Origin of the sequence: Olsenella sp. Marseille-P4559, assembly GCF_900605015.1 — a bacterium.
Lineage (GTDB): Bacteria > Actinomycetota > Coriobacteriia > Coriobacteriales > Atopobiaceae > Tractidigestivibacter.
In genome coordinates this window covers 749,393-768,372 of the sequence record NZ_LR027574.1, presented here as the reverse complement: position 1 = coordinate 768,372, position 18,980 = coordinate 749,393, and the positions used below count along the sequence as shown (strand labels likewise).

The 18,980-nt window shown below is 61.3% G+C and carries 17 protein-coding genes; 10 read left to right on the top strand and 7 right to left on the bottom strand.

Annotated elements, in window-relative coordinates; all coding sequences use genetic code 11:
- Positions 1-104 precede the first annotated feature (104 nt).
- Genes E0E00_RS09720 through E0E00_RS09700 form a run of 5 tightly spaced genes read left to right on the top strand, consistent with a single transcriptional unit; the run spans position 105 to position 5,621 of the window.
- Positions 105-1,136, top strand: coding sequence for an extracellular solute-binding protein (locus tag E0E00_RS09720; RefSeq protein WP_130812312.1), 1,032 nt, complete (start codon positions 105-107; stop codon positions 1,134-1,136).
- 5 nt (positions 1,137-1,141) lie between these two features.
- On the top strand, positions 1,142-1,939 hold the full coding sequence (locus tag E0E00_RS09715; protein ID WP_130812311.1) for an ABC transporter ATP-binding protein: 798 nt from the start codon (positions 1,142-1,144) through the stop codon (positions 1,937-1,939).
- 9 nt (positions 1,940-1,948) lie between these two features.
- Positions 1,949-3,547 (top strand): ABC transporter permease subunit, encoded by a 1,599-nt coding sequence (locus E0E00_RS09710; protein ID WP_207302710.1) that lies wholly within the window; start codon positions 1,949-1,951, stop codon positions 3,545-3,547.
- Positions 3,548-3,578: 31 nt separating this feature from the next.
- Entirely contained in the window at positions 3,579-4,466 is an 888-nt protein-coding gene (locus tag E0E00_RS09705; protein ID WP_130812310.1) for a sugar phosphate nucleotidyltransferase, read from the top strand.
- 9 nt (positions 4,467-4,475) lie between these two features.
- Positions 4,476-5,621 carry a glycosyltransferase family 4 protein gene (locus E0E00_RS09700; RefSeq protein ID WP_130812309.1) on the top strand — a complete coding sequence of 382 codons (1,146 nt, stop codon included), beginning with the start codon at positions 4,476-4,478 and terminating at the stop codon, positions 5,619-5,621.
- Here the strand turns inward: E0E00_RS09700 and E0E00_RS09695 are convergent.
- On the bottom strand, positions 5,618-6,412 hold the full coding sequence (locus E0E00_RS09695) for a phosphorylcholine transferase LicD (protein ID WP_165443650.1): 795 nt from the start codon (positions 6,410-6,412) through the stop codon (positions 5,618-5,620). The genes E0E00_RS09700 and E0E00_RS09695 overlap by 4 nt on opposite strands.
- A gap of 248 nt (positions 6,413-6,660) precedes the next feature.
- Between E0E00_RS09695 and E0E00_RS09690 the strand changes: the two genes are divergently transcribed.
- From E0E00_RS09690 to E0E00_RS09675, 4 genes are read left to right on the top strand one after another with little or no spacing between them, the layout of a single operon-like run.
- On the top strand, positions 6,661-7,530 hold the full coding sequence (locus tag E0E00_RS09690; protein ID WP_130812307.1) for a glycosyltransferase family 2 protein: 870 nt from the start codon (positions 6,661-6,663) through the stop codon (positions 7,528-7,530).
- Positions 7,531-7,554: 24 nt separating this feature from the next.
- Complete coding sequence (locus tag E0E00_RS09685) at positions 7,555-8,571, top strand: glycosyltransferase (RefSeq protein WP_130812306.1); 1,017 nt, start codon at positions 7,555-7,557, stop codon at positions 8,569-8,571.
- Positions 8,572-8,626: 55 nt separating this feature from the next.
- Positions 8,627-9,910 (top strand): lipopolysaccharide biosynthesis protein, encoded by a 1,284-nt coding sequence (locus E0E00_RS09680; RefSeq protein WP_130812305.1) that lies wholly within the window; start codon positions 8,627-8,629, stop codon positions 9,908-9,910.
- On the top strand, positions 9,910-10,779 hold the full coding sequence (locus E0E00_RS09675) for a phosphorylcholine transferase LicD (protein WP_130812304.1): 870 nt from the start codon (positions 9,910-9,912) through the stop codon (positions 10,777-10,779). The genes E0E00_RS09680 and E0E00_RS09675 overlap by 1 nt, the downstream gene beginning before the upstream one ends.
- Before the next feature lie 21 nt (positions 10,780-10,800).
- Here E0E00_RS09675 and E0E00_RS09670 read toward each other — a convergent pair whose 3' ends face one another.
- From E0E00_RS09670 to E0E00_RS09655, 4 genes are all read right to left on the bottom strand, one after another.
- Entirely contained in the window at positions 10,801-11,157 is a 357-nt protein-coding gene (locus E0E00_RS09670; protein WP_130812303.1) for a DUF2304 domain-containing protein, read from the bottom strand.
- An 8-nt stretch (positions 11,158-11,165) separates the two neighbouring features.
- Positions 11,166-11,846 (bottom strand): glycosyltransferase family 2 protein, encoded by a 681-nt coding sequence (locus E0E00_RS09665; protein WP_130812302.1) that lies wholly within the window; start codon positions 11,844-11,846, stop codon positions 11,166-11,168.
- A gap of 165 nt (positions 11,847-12,011) precedes the next feature.
- A complete protein-coding gene (locus tag E0E00_RS09660) occupies positions 12,012-12,215 on the bottom strand; it encodes a cold-shock protein (RefSeq protein ID WP_130812301.1) in 204 nt (67 codons plus the stop codon).
- Positions 12,216-12,397: 182 nt separating this feature from the next.
- Complete coding sequence (locus E0E00_RS09655) at positions 12,398-13,084, bottom strand: HAD family phosphatase (protein WP_130812300.1); 687 nt, start codon at positions 13,082-13,084, stop codon at positions 12,398-12,400.
- A 95-nt stretch (positions 13,085-13,179) separates the two neighbouring features.
- Here E0E00_RS09655 and E0E00_RS09650 point away from each other — a divergent pair, with 95 nt between their 5' ends.
- Positions 13,180-15,105 (top strand): N-acetylmuramoyl-L-alanine amidase, encoded by a 1,926-nt coding sequence (locus E0E00_RS09650; RefSeq protein WP_165443649.1) that lies wholly within the window; start codon positions 13,180-13,182, stop codon positions 15,103-15,105.
- A gap of 96 nt (positions 15,106-15,201) precedes the next feature.
- Here E0E00_RS09650 and E0E00_RS09645 read toward each other — a convergent pair whose 3' ends face one another.
- Both E0E00_RS09645 and E0E00_RS09640 read right to left on the bottom strand, forming a co-directional pair.
- On the bottom strand, positions 15,202-17,541 hold the full coding sequence (locus E0E00_RS09645) for a type IV pilus biogenesis/stability protein PilW (RefSeq protein WP_165443648.1): 2,340 nt from the start codon (positions 17,539-17,541) through the stop codon (positions 15,202-15,204).
- A gap of 118 nt (positions 17,542-17,659) precedes the next feature.
- Entirely contained in the window at positions 17,660-18,925 is a 1,266-nt protein-coding gene (locus E0E00_RS09640) for a DUF1015 domain-containing protein (protein WP_130812297.1), read from the bottom strand.
- Between the last annotated feature and the right edge of the window lie 55 nt (positions 18,926-18,980).

The window sequence follows — 18,980 nt, the reverse complement described above, 5'->3', positions numbered from 1 at the left end:
TTTGCATATGACGTTCATAGTTACTATCCATGCGTGTATTATGAACATAATAGTTTACCTACTCGCAGTTGGTGTGTTCATGACAATCGCATGGTGGTGACAGCATGGCGCGACTCTTGCACGACGACAACGCCTTGCCAGGCGTCTCTCGGAGAGGCTTCTTTGCTCTGGCTGGTGGCGCTGCTGCCTGTCTGGGGCTTGGTGCCGTCGCGGGGGCGGGAGGAACGACTGACAACTCGGTGGTCATCTACTCCTGTGGCGAGGGAATCCGCAACGAGACCCAGATGGCTGCCCTTCGAAAGGCATTTCCCAACTACGATATCCGCATGCACTACATTACGACGGGCAACTGTGCTGCACGCCTTCGCATGGAGGGCTCCTCCTCAGAGGCGGACATCGTGATGGACCTTGAGGGCGGCTACATTAACCAGGTGTCCGATAGCCTCGAGGTCCTGTCAGACTTCGACGAGTCGATCTTCTGCGAGGACCTTCGTGACCCGGAGGACCGCTACTTCCCCTTCTCGCGCGAGAGCGCCTGCATCGCAGCGAATGACGATGTCCTTGCAGAGCGCGGGATTCCTGCTCCCACCTCTTACCAGGACCTTCTCGACCCCGCGTATGCAGGCGTTGTCTCGATGCCCAATCCCAGGACCTCGGGCACGGGCTACAACTTCTTGAAGAGCCTCGTGAATGCCTGGGGAGAGGACGCGGCCTTCGACTACTTCGATGCGCTTGCCGAGAACGTCTACCAGTTCACGTCCTCGGGGTCCGGTCCCGTGAATGCCCTGGTGCAGGGGGAGGCGGGCGTGGGCCTAGGCATGACCTACCATGCGGTCTCTGAGATAAACGAGGGTGCGCCCCTCTCGGTCCACTTCTTTGCGGAGGGCTCTCCCTGGGACGTGTACGGTTCGGGAATCGTCCAGGGCAGGGGTAGCCGTCAGGCAGTCCATGACGTCTTCGGATGGCTCTGCACCGAGGGCGTGCGCCTTGACAACGAGACCTACGTTCCCGACCAGGTCCTGGTGGGCGTGACACCAGAGATTCCCAACTATCCCAAAGACATCACCTATGCCGATATGACCGGTATCACCGACGTCGACGATAAGATGCGTCTGCTCGAGAGATGGAGCCACTGATAGCCATGGCATACCAGACCACAAGCCAGGGAGGGCACACTTCGCCAAAGCTCTCCGCACAGGGCATCGCAAAGTCGTTCGGCGGCCGAGAGGTGCTCCACGGGGTGAGCTTTGACGTGCGTGCGGGCGAGTTCCTCTCGATCCTTGGCCCCTCGGGCTGCGGCAAGTCAACCATCCTGCGCATTCTCATTGGTCTCGAGCATCCCGATGCTGGTCGCGTGCTTCTTGACGGTGAAGACATCACGAATGCTGCGCCAAGCAAGCGTCACATGGGAATCGTCTTTCAGGACTATGCGCTCTTCGAGAACATGACCGCTTTGGGCAACGTCGAGTACGCCCTTCGCTTCGACCCCGTGCGGCGGGCACAAAGCACCAAGATTGCGCTCGATGCGCTGGGAAGCCTGGGCATGGCGGAATACGCCGGCAAGTCAGTGGCAGGCCTTTCCGGCGGACAGATGCAGCGCGTGTCCATCGCGCGCACGCTTGCCTTAAACCCCGAGGTCATCCTCCTCGACGAGCCCACGAGCGGCCTCGATGCCGATGCGCGTCTGGCGCTGCGCGCGCAGCTCAAGGTCATCCAGCGCGACTATGGCACCACGATGGTCTTCATCACGCATGACCAGGAGGAGGCATTTGCGCTTGCCGACCGCGTCATGGTGATGGGGGAGGGGTCAATCCACCAGCTTGATGAGCCTCTGAGCATCATTGAGGACCCTGCCGACCAGTACGTCCGCGACTTCGTGGTGGCAAACCTCAAGGCAAAGTACGACTCGCTCGCGAGGTTCGCCTCGCCGCTGGAGTAGGAGGTCGCCGTGGCTTGCCAGACGCGCTCGCGTGGCATGCGAACTCTCGAGGTCGCGCTTCTGCTCTTCTTCCTCCTTGCGGTGGTGCTGCCGCTGGTGAGGATGTTCTCGCGTCTCGCCGACCCGGAGGTTCGGGAGGTCTTCGCGACCCCGGCCTTTGCGACCGCCTGCATGAACTCTCTTGTGGTCGCAGGCGTCACCACGGTTATCTCGGTGCTGGTCGCGCTGCTCATGTCGTGGGTGCTCTGCAGGACGGCCATCCGTGGGAAGGGCGTCTTTGCGGTACTTCTCACGGTGCCCATGCTCGTTCCGTCGCTGGCCCATGGCATGAGCCTCGTGTATCTCTTGGGGTCGAACGGCATACTCACGAACCTCCTGCAGGGCTCGTGGTCCATCTACGGATATCCAGGCATCGTGATGGGCTCGTTTCTCTACTCGTTCCCGCCTGCCTTCCTCATGCTCTATGACGTGATGCGCTACGAGGATGCCACGCCCTACCAAGCCGCAGATGTCCTAGGCATCCCCAGGGGCAGCCAGTTTGCCCATATTACGATGCCGTTCTTGAGAAAGCCGCTCGTCTCTGCCGTGTTTGCGACCTTCGCCCTCGTAATCACAGACTATGGTGTGCCCCTTATGGTGGGCGGGAAGGTCATGACGTTGCCTGTGCTCATGTACCAGAACGCTGTGGGGCTTCTCGACTTTGACACCGGTGCGGCCATAGGCTTCGTGCTGCTCATCCCTGCCGTCATCGACTTTCTCGTCGATGTGCTCGCAAGGGATCGCGCCAGCGCACGCTATGTCTCACGCGGGTTTGACATCAAGCCAAGCGTGGCAAGAGATGCCCTTGGCTATGCTGCCGCTGCCTTCGTGACGCTTGTCCTGCTTGCTCCCATCGCGACCTTCTGCATGGTCGCGTTCGTGACGAAGTATCCGCTTGACCTTGCTCCCACCCTTGCCAACGTGGGGCGCGCGTTTACCATGGGCGCAGGCTCGTACTGGGTGAACTCCCTCTATATTGCCCTTATGGTGTCCATCTTGGGGACGGTTCTTGCCTACCTCGTGGCCTATATCACGGCGCGCGTTGGGGGCATGTCTGCGTGCCTCTTGCATCTGGCGTCGGTAACCACGCTCGCGGTTCCCGGCATTGTTCTGGGCCTCTCCTTTGCCCTGGCGTTTAGTGGCTCTTTTATCTACGGGACTTTCGCCATTCTCATTCTGGTGAACCTGGTGCACTTCATTGCCTCGCCCTACCTCATGGCCTATCACTCTCTCTCCAAGGTAAACAAGAACTTAGAAGCGGTTGGCCAGACCATGGGCGTGGGGCGCATGCGCATCGTCCTGGACGTCCTTGTCCCAGCGACAGCGGATACCATTGCCGAGATGTTCTCGTTCTTCTTTGTCAACTGCATGGTAACCATCTCGGCCGTCTCGTTTCTTGCGACAACGCTTGATATGCCGCTCGCCCTTCTGGTGACCGACCTCGACGCACAGCGCCTCGTGGAATGCTCTGCGTTCGTCTCGGTCCTCATTCTCGTCACGAATGTCATTGAGAAGCTCGTAGTGACCTCCCTAAGGCGTCATCGGCATGCTAAGCTAACGACCGCCTAACGCTCTCCTCACATACGGAGGTAGTTTAACCATGACGCACAGGGAGTTCCTCGTCCTCTCCACCATTGCGACCGCTCCGGCACCGCTTACCCAGCGTGCGATTGCGGCGCAGACCGGGATATCGGTGGGAAGCGTGAACGAGGCAGTCTCTGCCCTCGCGAACCTTGGTTTGGTAGCGGATAGGCATGTAACCGACGAGGGCCTTGAGGCCTTGGAGCTCTTTCGGGTAAGGAGGGCAGTGCTCATTGCTGCGGGGTTTGGCTCCCGCATGGTCCCCATTACGCTCAACACGCCTAAGCCACTGGTACGCGTGGGTGGAAGGCGCATCATCGATACGATTCTCGATGCCGTTTATGCCGCTGGCATCACCGAGGTCTACGTTGTCCGAGGCTATCTGGGCGAGCAGTTCGACCAGCTCCTCTACAAGTACCCCACCATCAAGTTCATCGACAACCCCCTCTACAACGAGACGAACAACATCTCGAGCATGGTTGCGGCAAAGGACCTGCTCCAGAGTGCGTACGTGTTCGAGTCCGACCTTCTCCTGAGAAACCCTAACCTCATCACTCGCTACCAGGATCGCTCGAACTACCTGGGCATTCCCATGGAGCGCTCGGACGACTGGTGCTTCAACGTCAAAAACGGGGTCATCAGGCACATGGGCATTGGCGGTGAGGGCGGCGTCTGGCAGATGGTCGGCGTCTCGTACTGGACGCCCGAGGACGGGGCAAAGCTTGCCGAGGACATCCCTGCGACGTTTGAGATGCCCGGTGGCAAGGAGCGCTTCTGGGACGAGGCGCCGCTTGCCTACTTTGCAGACAGGTACAAGGTCTACGCTCGCGAGTGCTCCCTCTCGGATGTCACCGAGATTGACTCATTTCGCGAGCTTGAGGCGATAGACCCAGCCTACGACTGCTAGGCTGGGTGCATGTCGCATACCTACGCCATCTTCTCGGCCCAATACCTCCCACACGTGGGAGGTGTGGAGACGTTTACCGCAAACCTCGCCCACCAGCTCGTCTTGGGTGGGAATGGGGTCTGCGTGGCAACGTCCGCACGCGATGATGCGCCCGAGGTCGAGACCCAGGCGGATGGCGTGCGTGTGGTACGGCTCCCCAGCATCCAACTCATGGGAGGAAGGCTTCCGCTCTTGCGCTACGGGTCTCGTGAGCGTGCGCTCCTCTCTGCCATTTCCAGCTTGGGCGTGGACCGCATCCTTGTGAACACGCGTTTCTATGGCACGTCCGTCACAGGCCTTCGCTTCGCGCGCGACCTCAACGTGCCTGCGGTCCTCCTCGACCACGGTTCCGCATGGCTCACCTTTGGCCGTGGCGTGGTACTTGATGCTGCCGTCCATGCTTGGGAACGCCATATGACCGCCCGTGACGTGAGTCTGGGGGCTACGTTTGCCGGCATCAGCGAGAAGAGCGCTTCATGGCTCTCGACCTTTGGCGTTGAGACGTCGCTGGTCATTCCCAACGCTATCGATGCGGCGGCGTTCCGTGGCAAGTCTTCGGGAAGGGATTTCCGGGCGGAGCTCGCAATCCCCGAGGGAGGGACGCTCGTTGCCTTCGTGGGCAGGCTTGCGCCCGAGAAGGGTCCCGAACGACTCATGGAGGCCGTGTGCCAGCTGGGCGATGGCTACGTTGCGGTCCTGGCAGGCGAGGGGACGCTTCGAGGCCAGCTCGAGCGCGACCTTCCGTCTGGCGCTCGTCTTGTGGGAAGCCTGGGACACGCAGACCTCTCGGCCCTTCTCGCGCAGTCGGACGTCTTCTGCCTCCCCACGCGCTCCGAGGGGTTCTGCACCTCACTTCTCGAGGCAGGCGCCTGGGGTGTGCCCTGTGTGGTGCCGGATGTTGGTGGTGCACGTGAGACCTTGTGCCATACGGGCCATACGTTCGGTGTCATCACGCGCGATCGCGAACCCGCGACCATGGCAGAGGGCATTCGCGCCATCCGCGACACATGGACGCAGGAGAGCTCCCGTGCCCTTCGCGCGCACGTCGAGCACGACCTCTCATGGCCGGCAACGGTCAAGGCCCTAGAGGCCGCCTTCGAGCAGGCGGAGCGCTAGAGCCACCGGGCATCCACGTAGTGGGGCTTGCGCTCCCCCTCGGGAGGTGGGGTCATGTAGTCGCCGTACCAGCGCGAGAGGCAGTAGTCGTAGCTGGCCGGCCCCTCGAACCTCTCGTCCTCAAAGTCGTAGGTTGAAGTCTCGAGCATGGATTGAGGCATACGTTCGCTGGGCCCAAAGCTCCAGACGACCTGCCCCAGATCAGACGACCCCTCTTGGTGGGCCTCGCGTGCAATGTCATCCATCTGCCTGGCGATGGCGTAGATATCCTCCTTGGGCATGACTGCCTTCAGGACGCGCTTGCCCAAACGGCTTGCGGCAGAGGCCCCCTCGTTCACGTTCGCCACGAGATAGTCGTACTTGCGCCGCAGCTTGAGGCACCTCTCGAAGGGTTCGTCGGATGGACCGAGGCTGTCGAGGGGGAAGAGGTCGACCCACACGCCCGTACGGCAGTGGCTCTCGTCCAGATAGTGCTCAATGACCTCAGTCCGGGTGTCCACCACCTTGATGAAGGGATAGATGGATGAGCGGTCGCGATACCAGGTCACACGCAGGTACGGCTTTGTGGTGCGCCTTGCAAAGACCTCCGGGAAGCGCTCGTAGTCTTCTCGCGGCATGAGCAGGTCCACATCGTCGTCCCAGGGGATAAATCCGTGGTGACGCACTGCACCTAGGAGCGTGCCTGCATACAGGAGGCACTTCAGCCCCTCGGCATGGCACACGGCGTAAATCTCGCGTGTGATGTCCAGCTCTATCGACTTCATATCCTGCAAGCCAATCGTCTTGCCCATCCGTTGCCTCCATATGTAAGTTCCACATAAGATTTCTGACATGAACCTGTAATTCGTGCACTCGAGAGATTGTACCGACTCTTTATGACCCCTGGTGCGTCAGTCCGTTCTTTTTGGGGTCTTTTCCCTTGGGACCGGCACCACGGCGGTCTGCTTCACCTGGCGTGCGAGAATTACTGGGATGGAATAACGTCCGCACGCGGCGCTGGCCCTGCAGGGCCCCGCATGACCACAACCGGAGCCACCCCATGGCAACTGTCTGCGTCTTCACGCCGACCTACAACCGTGCCTACATACTGCCCAAGCTCTACGAGAGCCTTGTGGCCCAGACCTGCCGCGACTTCTCCTGGCTTGTGGTGGACGACGGCTCGACGGATGATACGGCACAGTTGGTGCGCGAGTGGCAATCGGAGGGCAGGGTGCCAATCACCTATGTCTACCAGGAGAATGGCGGCAAGCAGCGTGCCACCAACGTTGGCATGCAACGTTGCCAAGACGAGCTGTTCTTCGTGGTGGACTCAGACGACCACCTTGTTCCCACTGCCATCGAGCAGATCGTCCGCGTGTGGGACAAGGCGAGAAAAGACTCAACCCTTGCAGGCGTTGTGGCCTTGCGTGGGACAGACGGGAACACCCCGCTCGGAACGCATATGCCGGCTGGTGTGGACCGCACCAAGATGTGGGACCTTCTCCATAAGTATCGCTTCAAGGGAGACACGTCACTCATTCATCGCACGGAGGTCGTGCGTCAGCATCCGTACGAGGTGGCCCCTGGGGAGAAGTTCGTTGCCGAGTCCATGGCCTTCTTCGCCATAGACGATGACTACGACATGCTCACATACGACCACGTGCTTACCATCTGCCATTACCTCCCTGATGGCTATACAAAGAACTTTGTCGCAAACACCAAGAAAAACCCCATCGGTTACATGCGCCACAAGCGCGACAGTGCGAGACGGGCTACGAACCCCTATGACGCCTGCCGCGAGACCACGCTTTATCTTGTCGGATGCATGCTCGCCCGTCACAGGGGAGGCGTTCTGGAGGCACCCAACGTGCCCTTGGCCGTGCTGTGCTACCTGCCAGCAAAGCTTGCGACCGTGACCGTCTTCCGCTAGGCACAAGAGAATCGGTGTGAGGCAATGAGGATTTCGATAGTCATTCCCGTCTACAACTCCCACGAGTATCTCCGCGAATGCGTGGGAAGCATCACGAGGCAGACGTTTCGCGACATAGAGGTTCTGCTCGTCGATGACGGTTCCACAGATGACTCCGGGGCCCTCTGCGACGAGCTTGCCGCGCACGACCCTCGTGTCATTGCCATCCACAAAAAGAATGGCGGCACATCGTCCGCGAGAAATGAGGGAGTCGCACGCGCCACGGGCGACTACCTCACCTTCTGCGACAATGACGACTTCCTGCGCGATGATGGGTGCCTCGCACGCGTGGCGGCATGCCTCAGCGACCGCCTCGTAGACGTCCTCATGCATGACAACTGCATGTACGATGACCCTACCGGCACCATCGTGCCTCCGCGTGAGACCCATCTCGCAGGCGAGGTCGCGAGTCTCGGCAAGGGCGAAGCCATGCTCTCGATCATCTCTCATGGCGTCGTATCGAGGGCCGTGTGGAACAAGGTCGTGCGCACCTCGCTGGTGCGTGATGCCGGGATCGCTTTTCCCGAAGGCATGCGCAACGAGGACACCGACTGGTCTGCGAGTGTCTTCGAGCATGCGCAGAGCGTGGGCTGGCTCGATGACCCGTACTACTGCTACCGCAAGGGCCACGGCTATGCCCAGACTTCCAAACCCGTGACAAGGGCGATGACCGACGACCTCGCGCGCATTGTGGGCAAACACATTGCCACCATCGACGAGCTTGGACTTGCGGGCGTGGAGGCGCGAGCGATAAGGGCATACCTTGCCTACCCCTTCATCGTCTGGATGGGCCAGACGTCATCGATTGGCGAGTGCCGGCGAGACGACAAGGTCTCTCTCGAGATGTGTGCCCATGCACCCTCGCTTCTTGCCGCCCATGAGGATCCATCTGTGGCCAGGGCTGCGCTTGCCTATCGCATCCTGGGGTTCTGGGGAACGGCCCGGCTTCTCGGCATTGCCTTCCGGCTGAGTCAGGAGGTAGCGCGCGGACACCAGTCATAGCGCGTGCCCACGCGTCCCTAAGCCATGCGGATCGAATCCCCGATTGGAGGAGTACGTGCCACAAGGTCTCTCGCTTAAGAAGAACATCGCTTGGAACTCCGCCGGGTCCATTGTCAGGCTGGGGTGCAACTACCTCATCACCATCGCCGTTGTGCGCCTCTCGCACGGCTTTGATGCGGCGGGCGCCCTCTCGCTCGCCATGTCCGTCTCGAACCTCGTGTCGCCGTTCGCGGACTTTCGCCTGCGTACGGTACAGGTGACGGACGTCCATGGCGAGCACAGCTCCGGCGAGTACGTTGGGCTGCGCCTCCTCACGAGCGCCCTTGCCTTTGTGGCGGGCATTGTCTATGCGCTTCTCACGTGCTCGTTCGATGCCGTGCCAGCGATTGTCGCCTACCTTGTCGCATCGCTCGCGGCTAACTTCATCGAAGGCCTGCATGCCATAGACCAGCGGCACCTTCGCATGGACTACATAGGGCGCTCCTATATGATGCAGGGCGCCTCCAACCTTGTGCTCTTCTCAGCAGTGCTGTGGCTTACCGACTCCCTCGAGCTTGCCTGCGTCTCCATGGCCGCCGCCACGCTCGCCATCTGCTTTGCCTATGACATGCCCCGGGCCTCGGGCTTTGAGTCTGTGAAGCCCGTTGTCGATCTGCGCTCTGCCACCCGCACGCTGGCGACGCTCCTCCCGCTTGTCATCGCCCAGGTGTGCTCGAGTGCGGTCCTCACCGTGCCCAAGCAGTACCTTGCGGCGAGCGTGAGCACGGCGGCACTGGGCATCTACTCGTCGGTGGCATCCCCCGCAGCCATCGTCCAGATGGGCGCCTCCTACATCTACAGCCCACTCATGGGCGAGTTTGCCCAGCGCTTCAAGGATGACAAGGCATCTGCCATGAAGCTCTTCAAGCGAACAATCCAAGGCATTGTTGGCATCACGATCGTCTTCTCGGTGCTTATCCTCATCTTTGGTGAGTGGGTCTTGGGCCTGCTCTACGGCAAGGAGATCGTCGAGTACAGCTACCTTTTGGGTCCGGCCGTGCTCTGCACCTTTGTGACTGCCTTTGCCTGGTTCATGAATGACCTGCTCCTCTCGCTTCGAGACTACAAGGCAAGCTTCCTTGGCAACGTTGTCGCCACGGTCGTCTCGCTACTGGCCACCATCCCCGTTGTGGACCTCTTTGGCATGAATGGCGTGAGCTGGGTGGGCGTTGGCTCCTACCTCATGGCGGTCCTCTCGCTTGCGCTCTTCTTCGTGCGGGACTGCAAGAGGCTCGACCATGGTGAAGAGGTCGGTGCGCCCTCTGAGCAAGACGCCGCCGCAAGGGACGAGGAGGACTGATGGGCAAGGAAGACGAGGCTGCACGAGCGTACCCCGATGGCGCCCTTGGGCGTCTTCAGGAGGCAGAGCGAGACATCCTGCATGTTGTGGATGAGCTCTGCCGCGAGAATGGCCTTGACTACTTCATCGACTCCGGCACCTGCCTGGGGGCAGTGCGTCACGGAGGCTTTATTCCTTGGGACGATGACGCCGACATTGGCATGCCGCTCGAAGACTACCTGCGCTTTCTTGAACTGGCACCCAAGGCATTGCCCAAGGGCTACTCCCTTGCCACGTGCGAGAACACCCCGGGCCTCACGTCGCTGTGGGCCAAGGTCTTTCTCGACGGCACGCGCTTTATTGACGAGGTCTCATATGAGGCGGGTTGTAATCAGGCCATCTTTCTAGATGTGTTTCCGTACTTCCGCGACGAGTCGGATTCTGCGCGCTCGCGCGCCCGAAAGGCGGCATGCCTCAGGCTCCAACGCATGAGCTACCTCCACGGCATCGCCCACCCAAAGATCCCCTCGGACACTCCGATGCGCAATCTCAAGGTCACGGCTTGCGCGCTTCTCCACCACACCATTGCGCATGCGTGGAAGCCCCAGGGGCTTTCGGATCAGCTTCTCAAGGCCGCTCGGCCTACGGCCCCATCGGAGCGCTGGTTTAACGCCACCTATCCCCTTGATGGCGTGCATGACACATCGGTGCTCTTTCCCACGAGAGACATTGCCTTTGACGGAATGACCCTCAGGGCGCCGCACGACTGCGATACCTACTTGAGCACGCTTTATGGCAACTACCTAGAGCTTCCACCCCAGGAGAAGCGCTACACGCACCTTCCGTGCGTGCTTGACTTTGGGGATGGCGCTAACGTGATGGTGGAGTAGGGCGAGGCATCCAGTGCAAAGCTACGCCTTGCTCGTGTGGCTGTCCTCGCACTCCTTCTTGTGGAGCGCGAGCTCCTGCGAGAGCTGCTCGACCTTGTCGGTGAGACGCGAGACATCGCAGGCAAGGTTGAAGAGCTTGAGCAGCATAAGTGCAATGACCACGAGAAACACGAAGTTGCTGGGCGAGAGGAAGCCCAGGAGGTCCGAGAAGAAATACGCAATGCGGGGGAAGATTGCCAGGATCAGCAGGAGCACGACGGCGCATACCCAGTAGACACAGTCGGCAATGCGGATCTTGGACCTCTTCACCTTGCGTATGACAATGGTGAGCGCAAGAAGGGCTCCAACAATAAGAACGATGCGAAGCACAGGGGACATGGCGGGTCCTACCTAAACCACTGGAAGAGAAGGATGGAAAGGCACGTGCGTGCCATATAGGAGATAGATGACATGAAGTGGAGATAGCTCGTGCCGCCCTGGCGCTCGCGCATCTTGGTAGGGACCTCCACGACCTTGGCCCCCCTGCGGATGAGAAGCGCAACGGTATCTGGCTCGGGAGCCAGATCAAAGCCACGGGCAAGCCTCTCGATCATCGCACGGTTGTACATGCGCATCCCAGACGTTGGGTCGGTGATAGTCGTGCCTGTTGTCTGACGGATGAAAGCGGCGATGAGCCTGGCACCCGCACCACGGGCTCCCTCGGCGCCCCCTCCAGCAAGGTTGCGCGAGGCAATGACGATGTCGGCGCCCTCGTCCCTCATGGTCTTGGCCATAAGGGAAATGTACTCGGGCATGTGCTGGCCATCAGAGTCTATCTGCACGGCCGCGTCGTAGCCATGGCGCATGGCGTACTTCATGCCAGCTTTCACTGCAGACGTGAGCCCACAGTTCACGGGCAGATCGATGTGGCTCAAGGCGAGCTCGTCGCAGATGCGCGGCGTTGCATCGCTCGAGCCATCGTTGACGACGAGGTAGTCGACATCTGGGCAGGTCGTGATAAGCTCCTGCACGGTGTTCGCGAGGCATTCCTCTTCGTTGTAGGCGGGCACGATGGCGAGAACTCTCACGGGTCGCCTTTCCTCTCGTCCTGTCAAACTATGCGCGCTGTCCCATGGTATAGCAGCTCGACATCGCATCGGGCTAGCCGCAGCTCTGCTCATAAAAAACTCCCCCGCACAAGGCGGGGGAGCCAAGTCCCACAAGTCCCCACGGGGTATGTCGTGGACTATGGACTAGATCTTGTGGACGTTGGAAGCCTGGAGCTTGCCATTCTGGCCGGTGGTGATATCGAACTCGACAGCCTGGCCCTCGTCCAGCGTTTTGAAGCCGTCCATCTGGATCTCGGAGTAGTGGACGAACAGGTCGTCACCATCCTCACGAGAGATGAAGCCATAGCCCTTGTCGGGGTTGAACCACTTAACAGTACCCTTTGCCATGTCGTGCCTTTCTTTCTTTGTCCCGCAGGACAAAAAGCTGCGCTCTCGCGCGATACCTTGTGGCCGCAGAAGCCACAAGTGCTATATTACCTCAATGGTTATGCCGAGGGCCCATAAATCCCCAAGTGGTTCCCAAATGTCGCTTCCAGGCCCATATGGCCTCGCCCACAAAGACGTGATGGCTATTTCCCGTCCCCAAGGGCATCGCGCCAGCTTGAAATAGCACAGTCGGCAGCCTTTGCGACTTCGCGCTCGTTTTGGAGGGGGTTGTCGCTGAGGACGGCGCAGGTGTGCATCCCTGCGTGCCTTGCGGAGCAGACGCCTTGGAGGAGGTCCTCAAAGACCATGCAGTCTTGTGGCTGTGCCGAGATGCGCTGGGCCGCCTCGAGGTAGATGTCGGGCCGGTCTTTGCCGCACCCAACCTCCCCGGCGCAGACCACGGCATCGAAGAGGCTGTAGGCGTCTACGTTTGCCCGCATGGCTGCGAGCACCTCGGGGTCATTCGTGGTGGCGAGGGCTATGGGCACGCCAGCGTTCCTGAGGGCTGCGAGGTATTCCTCGGCGCCCGGCCTCAGGTGCACTCGTGTTGCGTAGAGGGCGCGGCCCATGGAGGTCCACTCTTCGCAGATCTCCTCAACGCTGTCCTTCAAGCCATAGCGTTCGATGCACCAGCGTGCACCGCCCACAAAGCCAAGCGTGGTAAGTATGCGCCCCACGTCAGGTGTGTAGCGAACCCCTCGTGACGCAAGGAAGGCAATGTCGACCTGCCTCCAGAGATCGTGGGTCAGGGCGAGGGTGTCGTCAAAATCAAAGATGGCCGCCGAGAAGCTCGGTGGCCAAAGGGGGTTCGCGTCGCGCATTTGTCTCATGAACGTCTTTTCGCTGATTCTGCTGGAAGCTTTCAGGCATTGAAGCTGATTCTATGTCAAAATGCTGCTTACATGTAGCTCGTCGTTGGAGAATCATGGCTAAAACGAAGCAGCGGTTTATTCGCCTCCTCAGTGGTGTGTCGCTCGTCCTGGGCGTGGTGTTTGCCCTCGTCCTCGTTCCGTCCACCGCCCGGGCGGCTACGACCGCCTACACCACCGCAAGCCCAGATGGCTCGCTCTCTACGTACTCGAACATCTCCCAGGCGCTCTCGGTGGCAAAGCAAACGGGGAGGCCCATCGCCATCGACCCCGGCCACAGCGGGTGGGATCCCGGCGCCACAGCAAACGGCATGAAGGAGTCCGACCTCACCTGGAAGATCGCCCAGGCCTGCAAGGACTACCTCGAGTCCAAAGGCGTCACGGTCTACCTCACGCGTGGCCAGTACGAGTATGTCTCCGTGTATGATCGCGTGGAACGTGCCGTCGAGAACAGCTGCTGTGCCATCGTCTCCATCCACATCAACGCAGGTGGCGGCAGGGGAGCCGAGGTAGAGTCCACCAACTCCTCGAGCTACAACCAGGACCTGTACTACGCGGGACAGTCGCTCTCCGCTCTCGTTCTCTCGGGGCTCAAGTCAAGCGGGCTTTCCATCCATGGCGCGGGAACCATCACGAGGAACTGGGACACCTCGTTCTACGATGACGGCTCCGTCGCAGACTACTACGGCATCACCCGCTATGCGAGAAAGGCTGGCATCCTCGGCGTCATCATCGAGCACGGCTTCATCGACGGCACGTCCGATGCGGCAAAGCTCTCGAACGACAGCTATCTCACGAGCTTCGGCAGGGCCGATGGCGCGGCCATCTACGACCAGTTCTACGGCTCGGACACCTGGTGGAGCGTCTCGGGGATCAACGTCTCGACCGCGGAGGCCTACGTCGGCGAGACCGTGACCTACTCGCCCAAGGTCATGGGCGTTGGCGAGGACCTCACCTACAACTACGTGTGGGCAAAGCCCGACTGGTCCTCGTGGGGCTCGACCGTCAAGGATACGGGTTCGATGACCTCTTCTGCCTCGGGCACGTTCACGCCAACGGAGCCGGGCACGTATTGGCTGTTCATTGACGTGTGCTCCAACGGGACGTCAAAGATTACGCGCATGGTGACCGTCAACGTGAAGAGCGGATACAGCTACAGGGGTGTCAAGGTCACCACCGATACGCCTGTCGCAGGCGCTGCCGTAACTTTCTCGGCCGACGTCGCCGGTTCGACCTCCGGCCTCACGTACAACTACGTCTGGTCCTACGAGGGCTCCTGGGCCGAGGGCGAGTGGGGCTCCACCGTCCTCTCGACCGGCTCCGACACCGCCGAGGCCACGGGCTCCTTCACGCCCGCGAAGGCAGGCGCCTACACGCTCTACGTGGACGTCGTGAGCGCCGACGGCACGAGGGAGACCAGGTCCGCCACCGTCGAGGTGGCGGAGACCGCTCAGCCCACGCTGATTCTCGGCGATCCCCAGGCTGAGAAGTCGCAGCTCGTGAGCGACCTCAAGGCCGGGCTCAAGACGCGCAACGCCGAGTTCCCCTCCAGCGTGTACGCCGCATACGGCGCCTCGACGGTCGAGGAGTTCGTCGACCGGCTCTGGGATGCCGCGGTCGCCGAGGGCGTCCGCCCGGAGGTCGTCTATGCGCAGGCCATGGTCGAGACCGGCTACCTCAAGTTTGGCGGAGATGTCAAGATCGAGCAGTGCAACTTCTGCGGACTTGGCGCCACGGGCAGCGGCAATTCCGGTGCGGACTTCAGCTCGTACGGCTCCGATGCCGTCTACATCGGGTTCCTCGCCCAGGCGCAGCACCTCCGTGCCTATGCGGGAGAGGAGCCGCTCTCCTCGACGATATACGACCCACGCTATGGCAAGTGGCTCCTTGGCAGGTCGGAGACGGTCGAAGGCCTGAGCGGCACATGGGCGGCCGATCCGGCATATGCCACCAAGATAAAGTCAATCCTCAACAACCTGTAGGCAAGGGACTTGGCGCAACACTAGAGGCCGGCTTCGCACACGAGATGGGGACCCATGCGAAGCCGGCCCTTTTCTTGCGCATCGACTGACCAGTGACTAGCGATCCGGTTCGCCCTCGATTGAGCGAAGCATCCCGTAATACACGTCATCGTGCGTCATGAGCCCAAGGATTATCATGAACTCTCTCGCCACAGGGAAGATTTCGGCGTCGAGGGCCGCTTGCATGGCCTCGAACAGGCTGTCGATAACCTGCTCAGTGGGAGCGATCGCAATGTCTCGTGCCGCAAGCGCGGCGCGGACCTGCTCCTCGGTCAGAGGTTCGCCCGTAGTGGTTGCGCCTTGAATCTGCAAGACGATGGTTGAGAGCTGCGATGCCATCTGGGATGCCACACCAGGCATGAACGATATTGCGCGCTGGTAGCAGGCCCGCGCCGCGCGTGTGTCATGACGGTTCCACTCATAGCCTGCCATGCGGAAGTAACCAAGCCCAACGCCTTCGGGATCATGGGCAAGCTCCAAGAGAAGGCCAATCTCGACCATTGCATCGTCGGTGCGTCCCTCGGCATCAAGGCACTGGGCAAGCCGCAGCCTTGCGTGGGTGCTCAGCGGTGCCACCTCAACAGCGCGCCGTGCCCGCTGGGTTGCCATGGGCGCATTTCCCTTGGCTAGCGCTGCCACTGAGGCGATAAGCTGTGCCTCGAGATAGGCATCTGGGACGAGTCTCGTCTCGCGGGAGCCGTCCCAGAGGAGGCGGTTGTAGAGGACACGGTCGACGTAGCTTCCAAATGCGCGCCACTCAACGGTTGGCGTGTCTTCGTATGTGTGGCTCTGCTCAAGGGGCTCGAGCGCTCCGAGGACGCTGGAGAGAGCGCCAGTCGCATCCTTCTGTGCTAGGCGGTCCTTTGCCTCTTTGATGGCAACGGAAAGCTCGTCGCCGCTAATAAACTCATCCTGAATCCTCTGAGGGTCATCCTCGGGGAGCGTCCCGTCGATGAGCTTGCTCATGCAGCGCCGTGCTGCCTCCTGCACGGTGGGGTCATCGCTGCTGCCTGCAAGTTCCATGATTGCACGCACGTTTTCCTGGGTGGACGCAGTGATGCGGCGTCCAATCTGGGACGCGACCTCGACCCTCTTGCTCTCCTCGACAATGCCGAGCTGGCGTACGTGGGTCGCCCCCAGCGCCTTTGCAAAGGGGTCGGGGAGGATGCGCGAAGAGAGTTCGACGGTCTCGTAGCGGCGTACTGGACAGAATCGCTCGTCTTCCAGCGAGAAGTCCTGCCTCACGGGGGAGAGCTGGCCGTCTTTCTCGGCGAGCGCGGCATTGAAGTTGCGATATGTCTCCACAGGATCGAAGCCTCCCGTGAGGGGAATCTGCGAGAAGCCCTCGCGGTCGAAGCGCACGGAGAAATAGCAGTCATGTGACTGCGGGGTGTCGGTGGTGCCGGCAACCCACACCCTCTGTATCTGAGGGCTGCACCTAAACGCGCAGGCAGCAAGCAGTATCCCCACGCGCAGATTGTAGTCCGTGGCGGCACGGCGACGCATCTCGGATGTCGCTGGAACTACCCCCATGCCGTCAATCCACACGTGAGCGGGCATGACCGATGGGGGTGTGAGGTCCACCATAATAGCCACTTCGCCATCGGCGACATTCGCACGGAAATGAGCCTGGAGGCGATAAGGCACCTGGGAGTGCTCGATGCCCGTAGAAATGCCCTTGCGAACAGCCCACTCGCCGTCTGGTCGCTCTTCCCCGCGTGTGGGCAATCCGTCCGCGATGGTGGGAATCTGAGAGGTCACTGACGCTGCGACGCGCTGCCTGAATCTCACGAGCTCGCTCATGGGCACGTCGTCTGCATTATCGAAGAACGCCGAGGCAAGAAGCACGGCGTTGAGTGCCGCTTCGATGCGCAGCACTTTGAGCTTGGCCCCGTAGCCCAGCTCAGCATCGTTGACACGCAGATAGAAGAGGTGGGATGTGGGTGGGCGAACCACACCAACAGACGGCATGGCGACGTCAGCGACGAGAAGGCCTGCATCGTCCAGGGTGTCCGCGAGAAAAACCTCAAGGTTGGACGGTGGCAGCGTGCCATCGCTTGCAGAGGAGGGCACGATGATCGGTCCCGTTGCCTCATCTTTGTCATCACGCTGGCGAGACCGTATGTCTGCGACGATGAGCCCCAGGTCAGAGAGGGGGTCGTCCGAAACCACGAGCCTCTGGGAGAGCACGTCGATGTCGAGGGTCGACGTGACGCGCGCGCGGGCCGCATCGACGGCTGCGGCAAAGCGCGCGCCAAGCCGAGGCCCCATGGCGTCCCCGGGTGCGTCCCCACCCGGGGACGCCATGGGCCCGGGCTGCCTCCCAAGGGCGTGCGACAGGGCTTGCGTGAAGTCGTGTGCCCAGTGCGGCCAACGCTCGTTGCCTGTTTCCTCCATGCAGCACCTCCCTGCCGGCATGCCTTGGTTTGCATTCTGAATCCACCTTATACCCAAGGCGCAGAAATACCACCCACAAGACAAGTACAATTGAGCCAACACTGCTCGGGGTTGGTGCCTACTCCAAGGGCCTCTCTGCACCCGTACGGATGGGCCTAATGAAGAGGCCGCTTCTCAGCTTGGGCTCAAACCAGGTTGACTTGGGGGGCATGATGCCCCCCTCGTCTGCCACGGCCATCATGTCACCCACTGGCGTCGCCCTGAGGGCAAACGCGAGGCCGTTCTCGCCTGCGAGCGGCTCGAGGGCGCCTGCATCGACGTGCCCTCCCACAAAGCGGATGCGGGGATCGCGGCCAGGGTCGGTTATGCCCAGAATGGGGCCAAGCACCTGGTCTTGGAGGATCGAGACATCGAGCCTGTTCACGGCCGCCTGGGGGACGCCCCCCTCCCAGGCGAGCTCGCGCCAGGAGCCGCCAAGGTAGAGCCCAAAGCGGAGGGCCTCAGTCGGACGTATGGGCTTGTCCGTGGGCCCGCCAACCGCAAAGCCCCTGTCGGCAAGCTCTGCGAGAAGGGCATCGGGCGCAAGTCCGGCGGTGCCTGCTACCACGCGGTCGTAGGGGAGGGTCATGAGCTGGCTTTTGGGGAAGAGCACCGCCAGGAGGCGGTCGCAGGGTTCGGTGCCCGGCGCGCCCATCGTGTCGCCGTGCGCCTCGCGGAGTGTCTTGCGCACGCGTGCTGCCGCTGCGGCTCGGTGGTGGCCGTCGGCGATGTAGGAGCGCGGGACAAGCTCGAGCATCGTGCGCAGGGCGTCAACGGCGGCGGGCCTGCTCACGCGCCACACGGTCTCGCGCCATCCTTCGGCATCGGTGAAGTCGTAGAGTGGAGTTGCCGTCGTGCCGGCGCTGACAATGGTCGAGAGCGTGGGGTCGTCGCGGTAGGCGAGAAGTACAGGGCCGGTCTGGCAACCGGTCGCGGCGATGTGGTCCGCGCGGTCCTTCTCGTCCACTGGTCGCGTGAACTCGTGACGACGGATGACGCCCGACTCGTAGTCGTCAATCGAGAAGGCTGCGACGATGCCTGTTTGTTCATGGCCGTCTCCGCTCAAGCGGTACAGGTAGTAGCAGGGATCCCCGTCACGGACAAGGCTGCCGTCGCCCACGCGGTCGGCAAGAAGGCTCGCGGCCTTCTCGTAGACGTCAGGGGCGTGCATGTCGTGCGAGGGATCGAACGCGGTCTCAGGGCGGTCGATTGCGAGGAAGGAGCGCGGCCTTCTCGCCACGGCCTCGCGGGCCTCCTCTTTGGTGAATACGTCATAGGGCAGTGACGCGAAGTCCTGGGCTCTCTCGGGCCGTGGCCTGTAGCACACGAACGGCTCTGCGTGCATGTCGCTCCTTTGTTGCAGTCTTGATACGAATGGGGCGCGAAAGCCCCTACGAGCA

What these genes read in the sequence shown, in the direction of transcription:
- E0E00_RS09685 (WP_130812306.1), top strand. Translation starts at nt 7,555, where the DNA reads ATGAGGATTTCGATAGTCATTCCCGTCTACAACTCCCACGAGTATCTC.
- E0E00_RS09640 (WP_130812297.1), bottom strand. Translation starts at nt 18,925, where the DNA reads ATGCACGCAGAGCCGTTCGTGTGCTACAGGCCACGGCCCGAGAGAGCC.
- E0E00_RS09660 (WP_130812301.1), bottom strand. Translation starts at nt 12,215, where the DNA reads ATGGCAAAGGGTACTGTTAAGTGGTTCAACCCCGACAAGGGCTATGGC.
- E0E00_RS09690 (WP_130812307.1), top strand. Translation starts at nt 6,661, where the DNA reads ATGGCAACTGTCTGCGTCTTCACGCCGACCTACAACCGTGCCTACATA.
- E0E00_RS09705 (WP_130812310.1), top strand. Translation starts at nt 3,579, where the DNA reads ATGACGCACAGGGAGTTCCTCGTCCTCTCCACCATTGCGACCGCTCCG.
- E0E00_RS09645 (WP_165443648.1), bottom strand. Translation starts at nt 17,541, where the DNA reads ATGGAGGAAACAGGCAACGAGCGTTGGCCGCACTGGGCACACGACTTC.
- E0E00_RS09655 (WP_130812300.1), bottom strand. Translation starts at nt 13,084, where the DNA reads ATGAGACAAATGCGCGACGCGAACCCCCTTTGGCCACCGAGCTTCTCG.
- E0E00_RS09675 (WP_130812304.1), top strand. Translation starts at nt 9,910, where the DNA reads ATGGGCAAGGAAGACGAGGCTGCACGAGCGTACCCCGATGGCGCCCTT.
- E0E00_RS09650 (WP_165443649.1), top strand. Translation starts at nt 13,180, where the DNA reads ATGGCTAAAACGAAGCAGCGGTTTATTCGCCTCCTCAGTGGTGTGTCG.
- E0E00_RS09670 (WP_130812303.1), bottom strand. Translation starts at nt 11,157, where the DNA reads ATGTCCCCTGTGCTTCGCATCGTTCTTATTGTTGGAGCCCTTCTTGCG.
- E0E00_RS09715 (WP_130812311.1), top strand. Translation starts at nt 1,142, where the DNA reads ATGGCATACCAGACCACAAGCCAGGGAGGGCACACTTCGCCAAAGCTC.
- E0E00_RS09720 (WP_130812312.1), top strand. Translation starts at nt 105, where the DNA reads ATGGCGCGACTCTTGCACGACGACAACGCCTTGCCAGGCGTCTCTCGG.
- E0E00_RS09695 (WP_165443650.1), bottom strand. Translation starts at nt 6,412, where the DNA reads ATGGGCAAGACGATTGGCTTGCAGGATATGAAGTCGATAGAGCTGGAC.
- E0E00_RS09700 (WP_130812309.1), top strand. Translation starts at nt 4,476, where the DNA reads ATGTCGCATACCTACGCCATCTTCTCGGCCCAATACCTCCCACACGTG.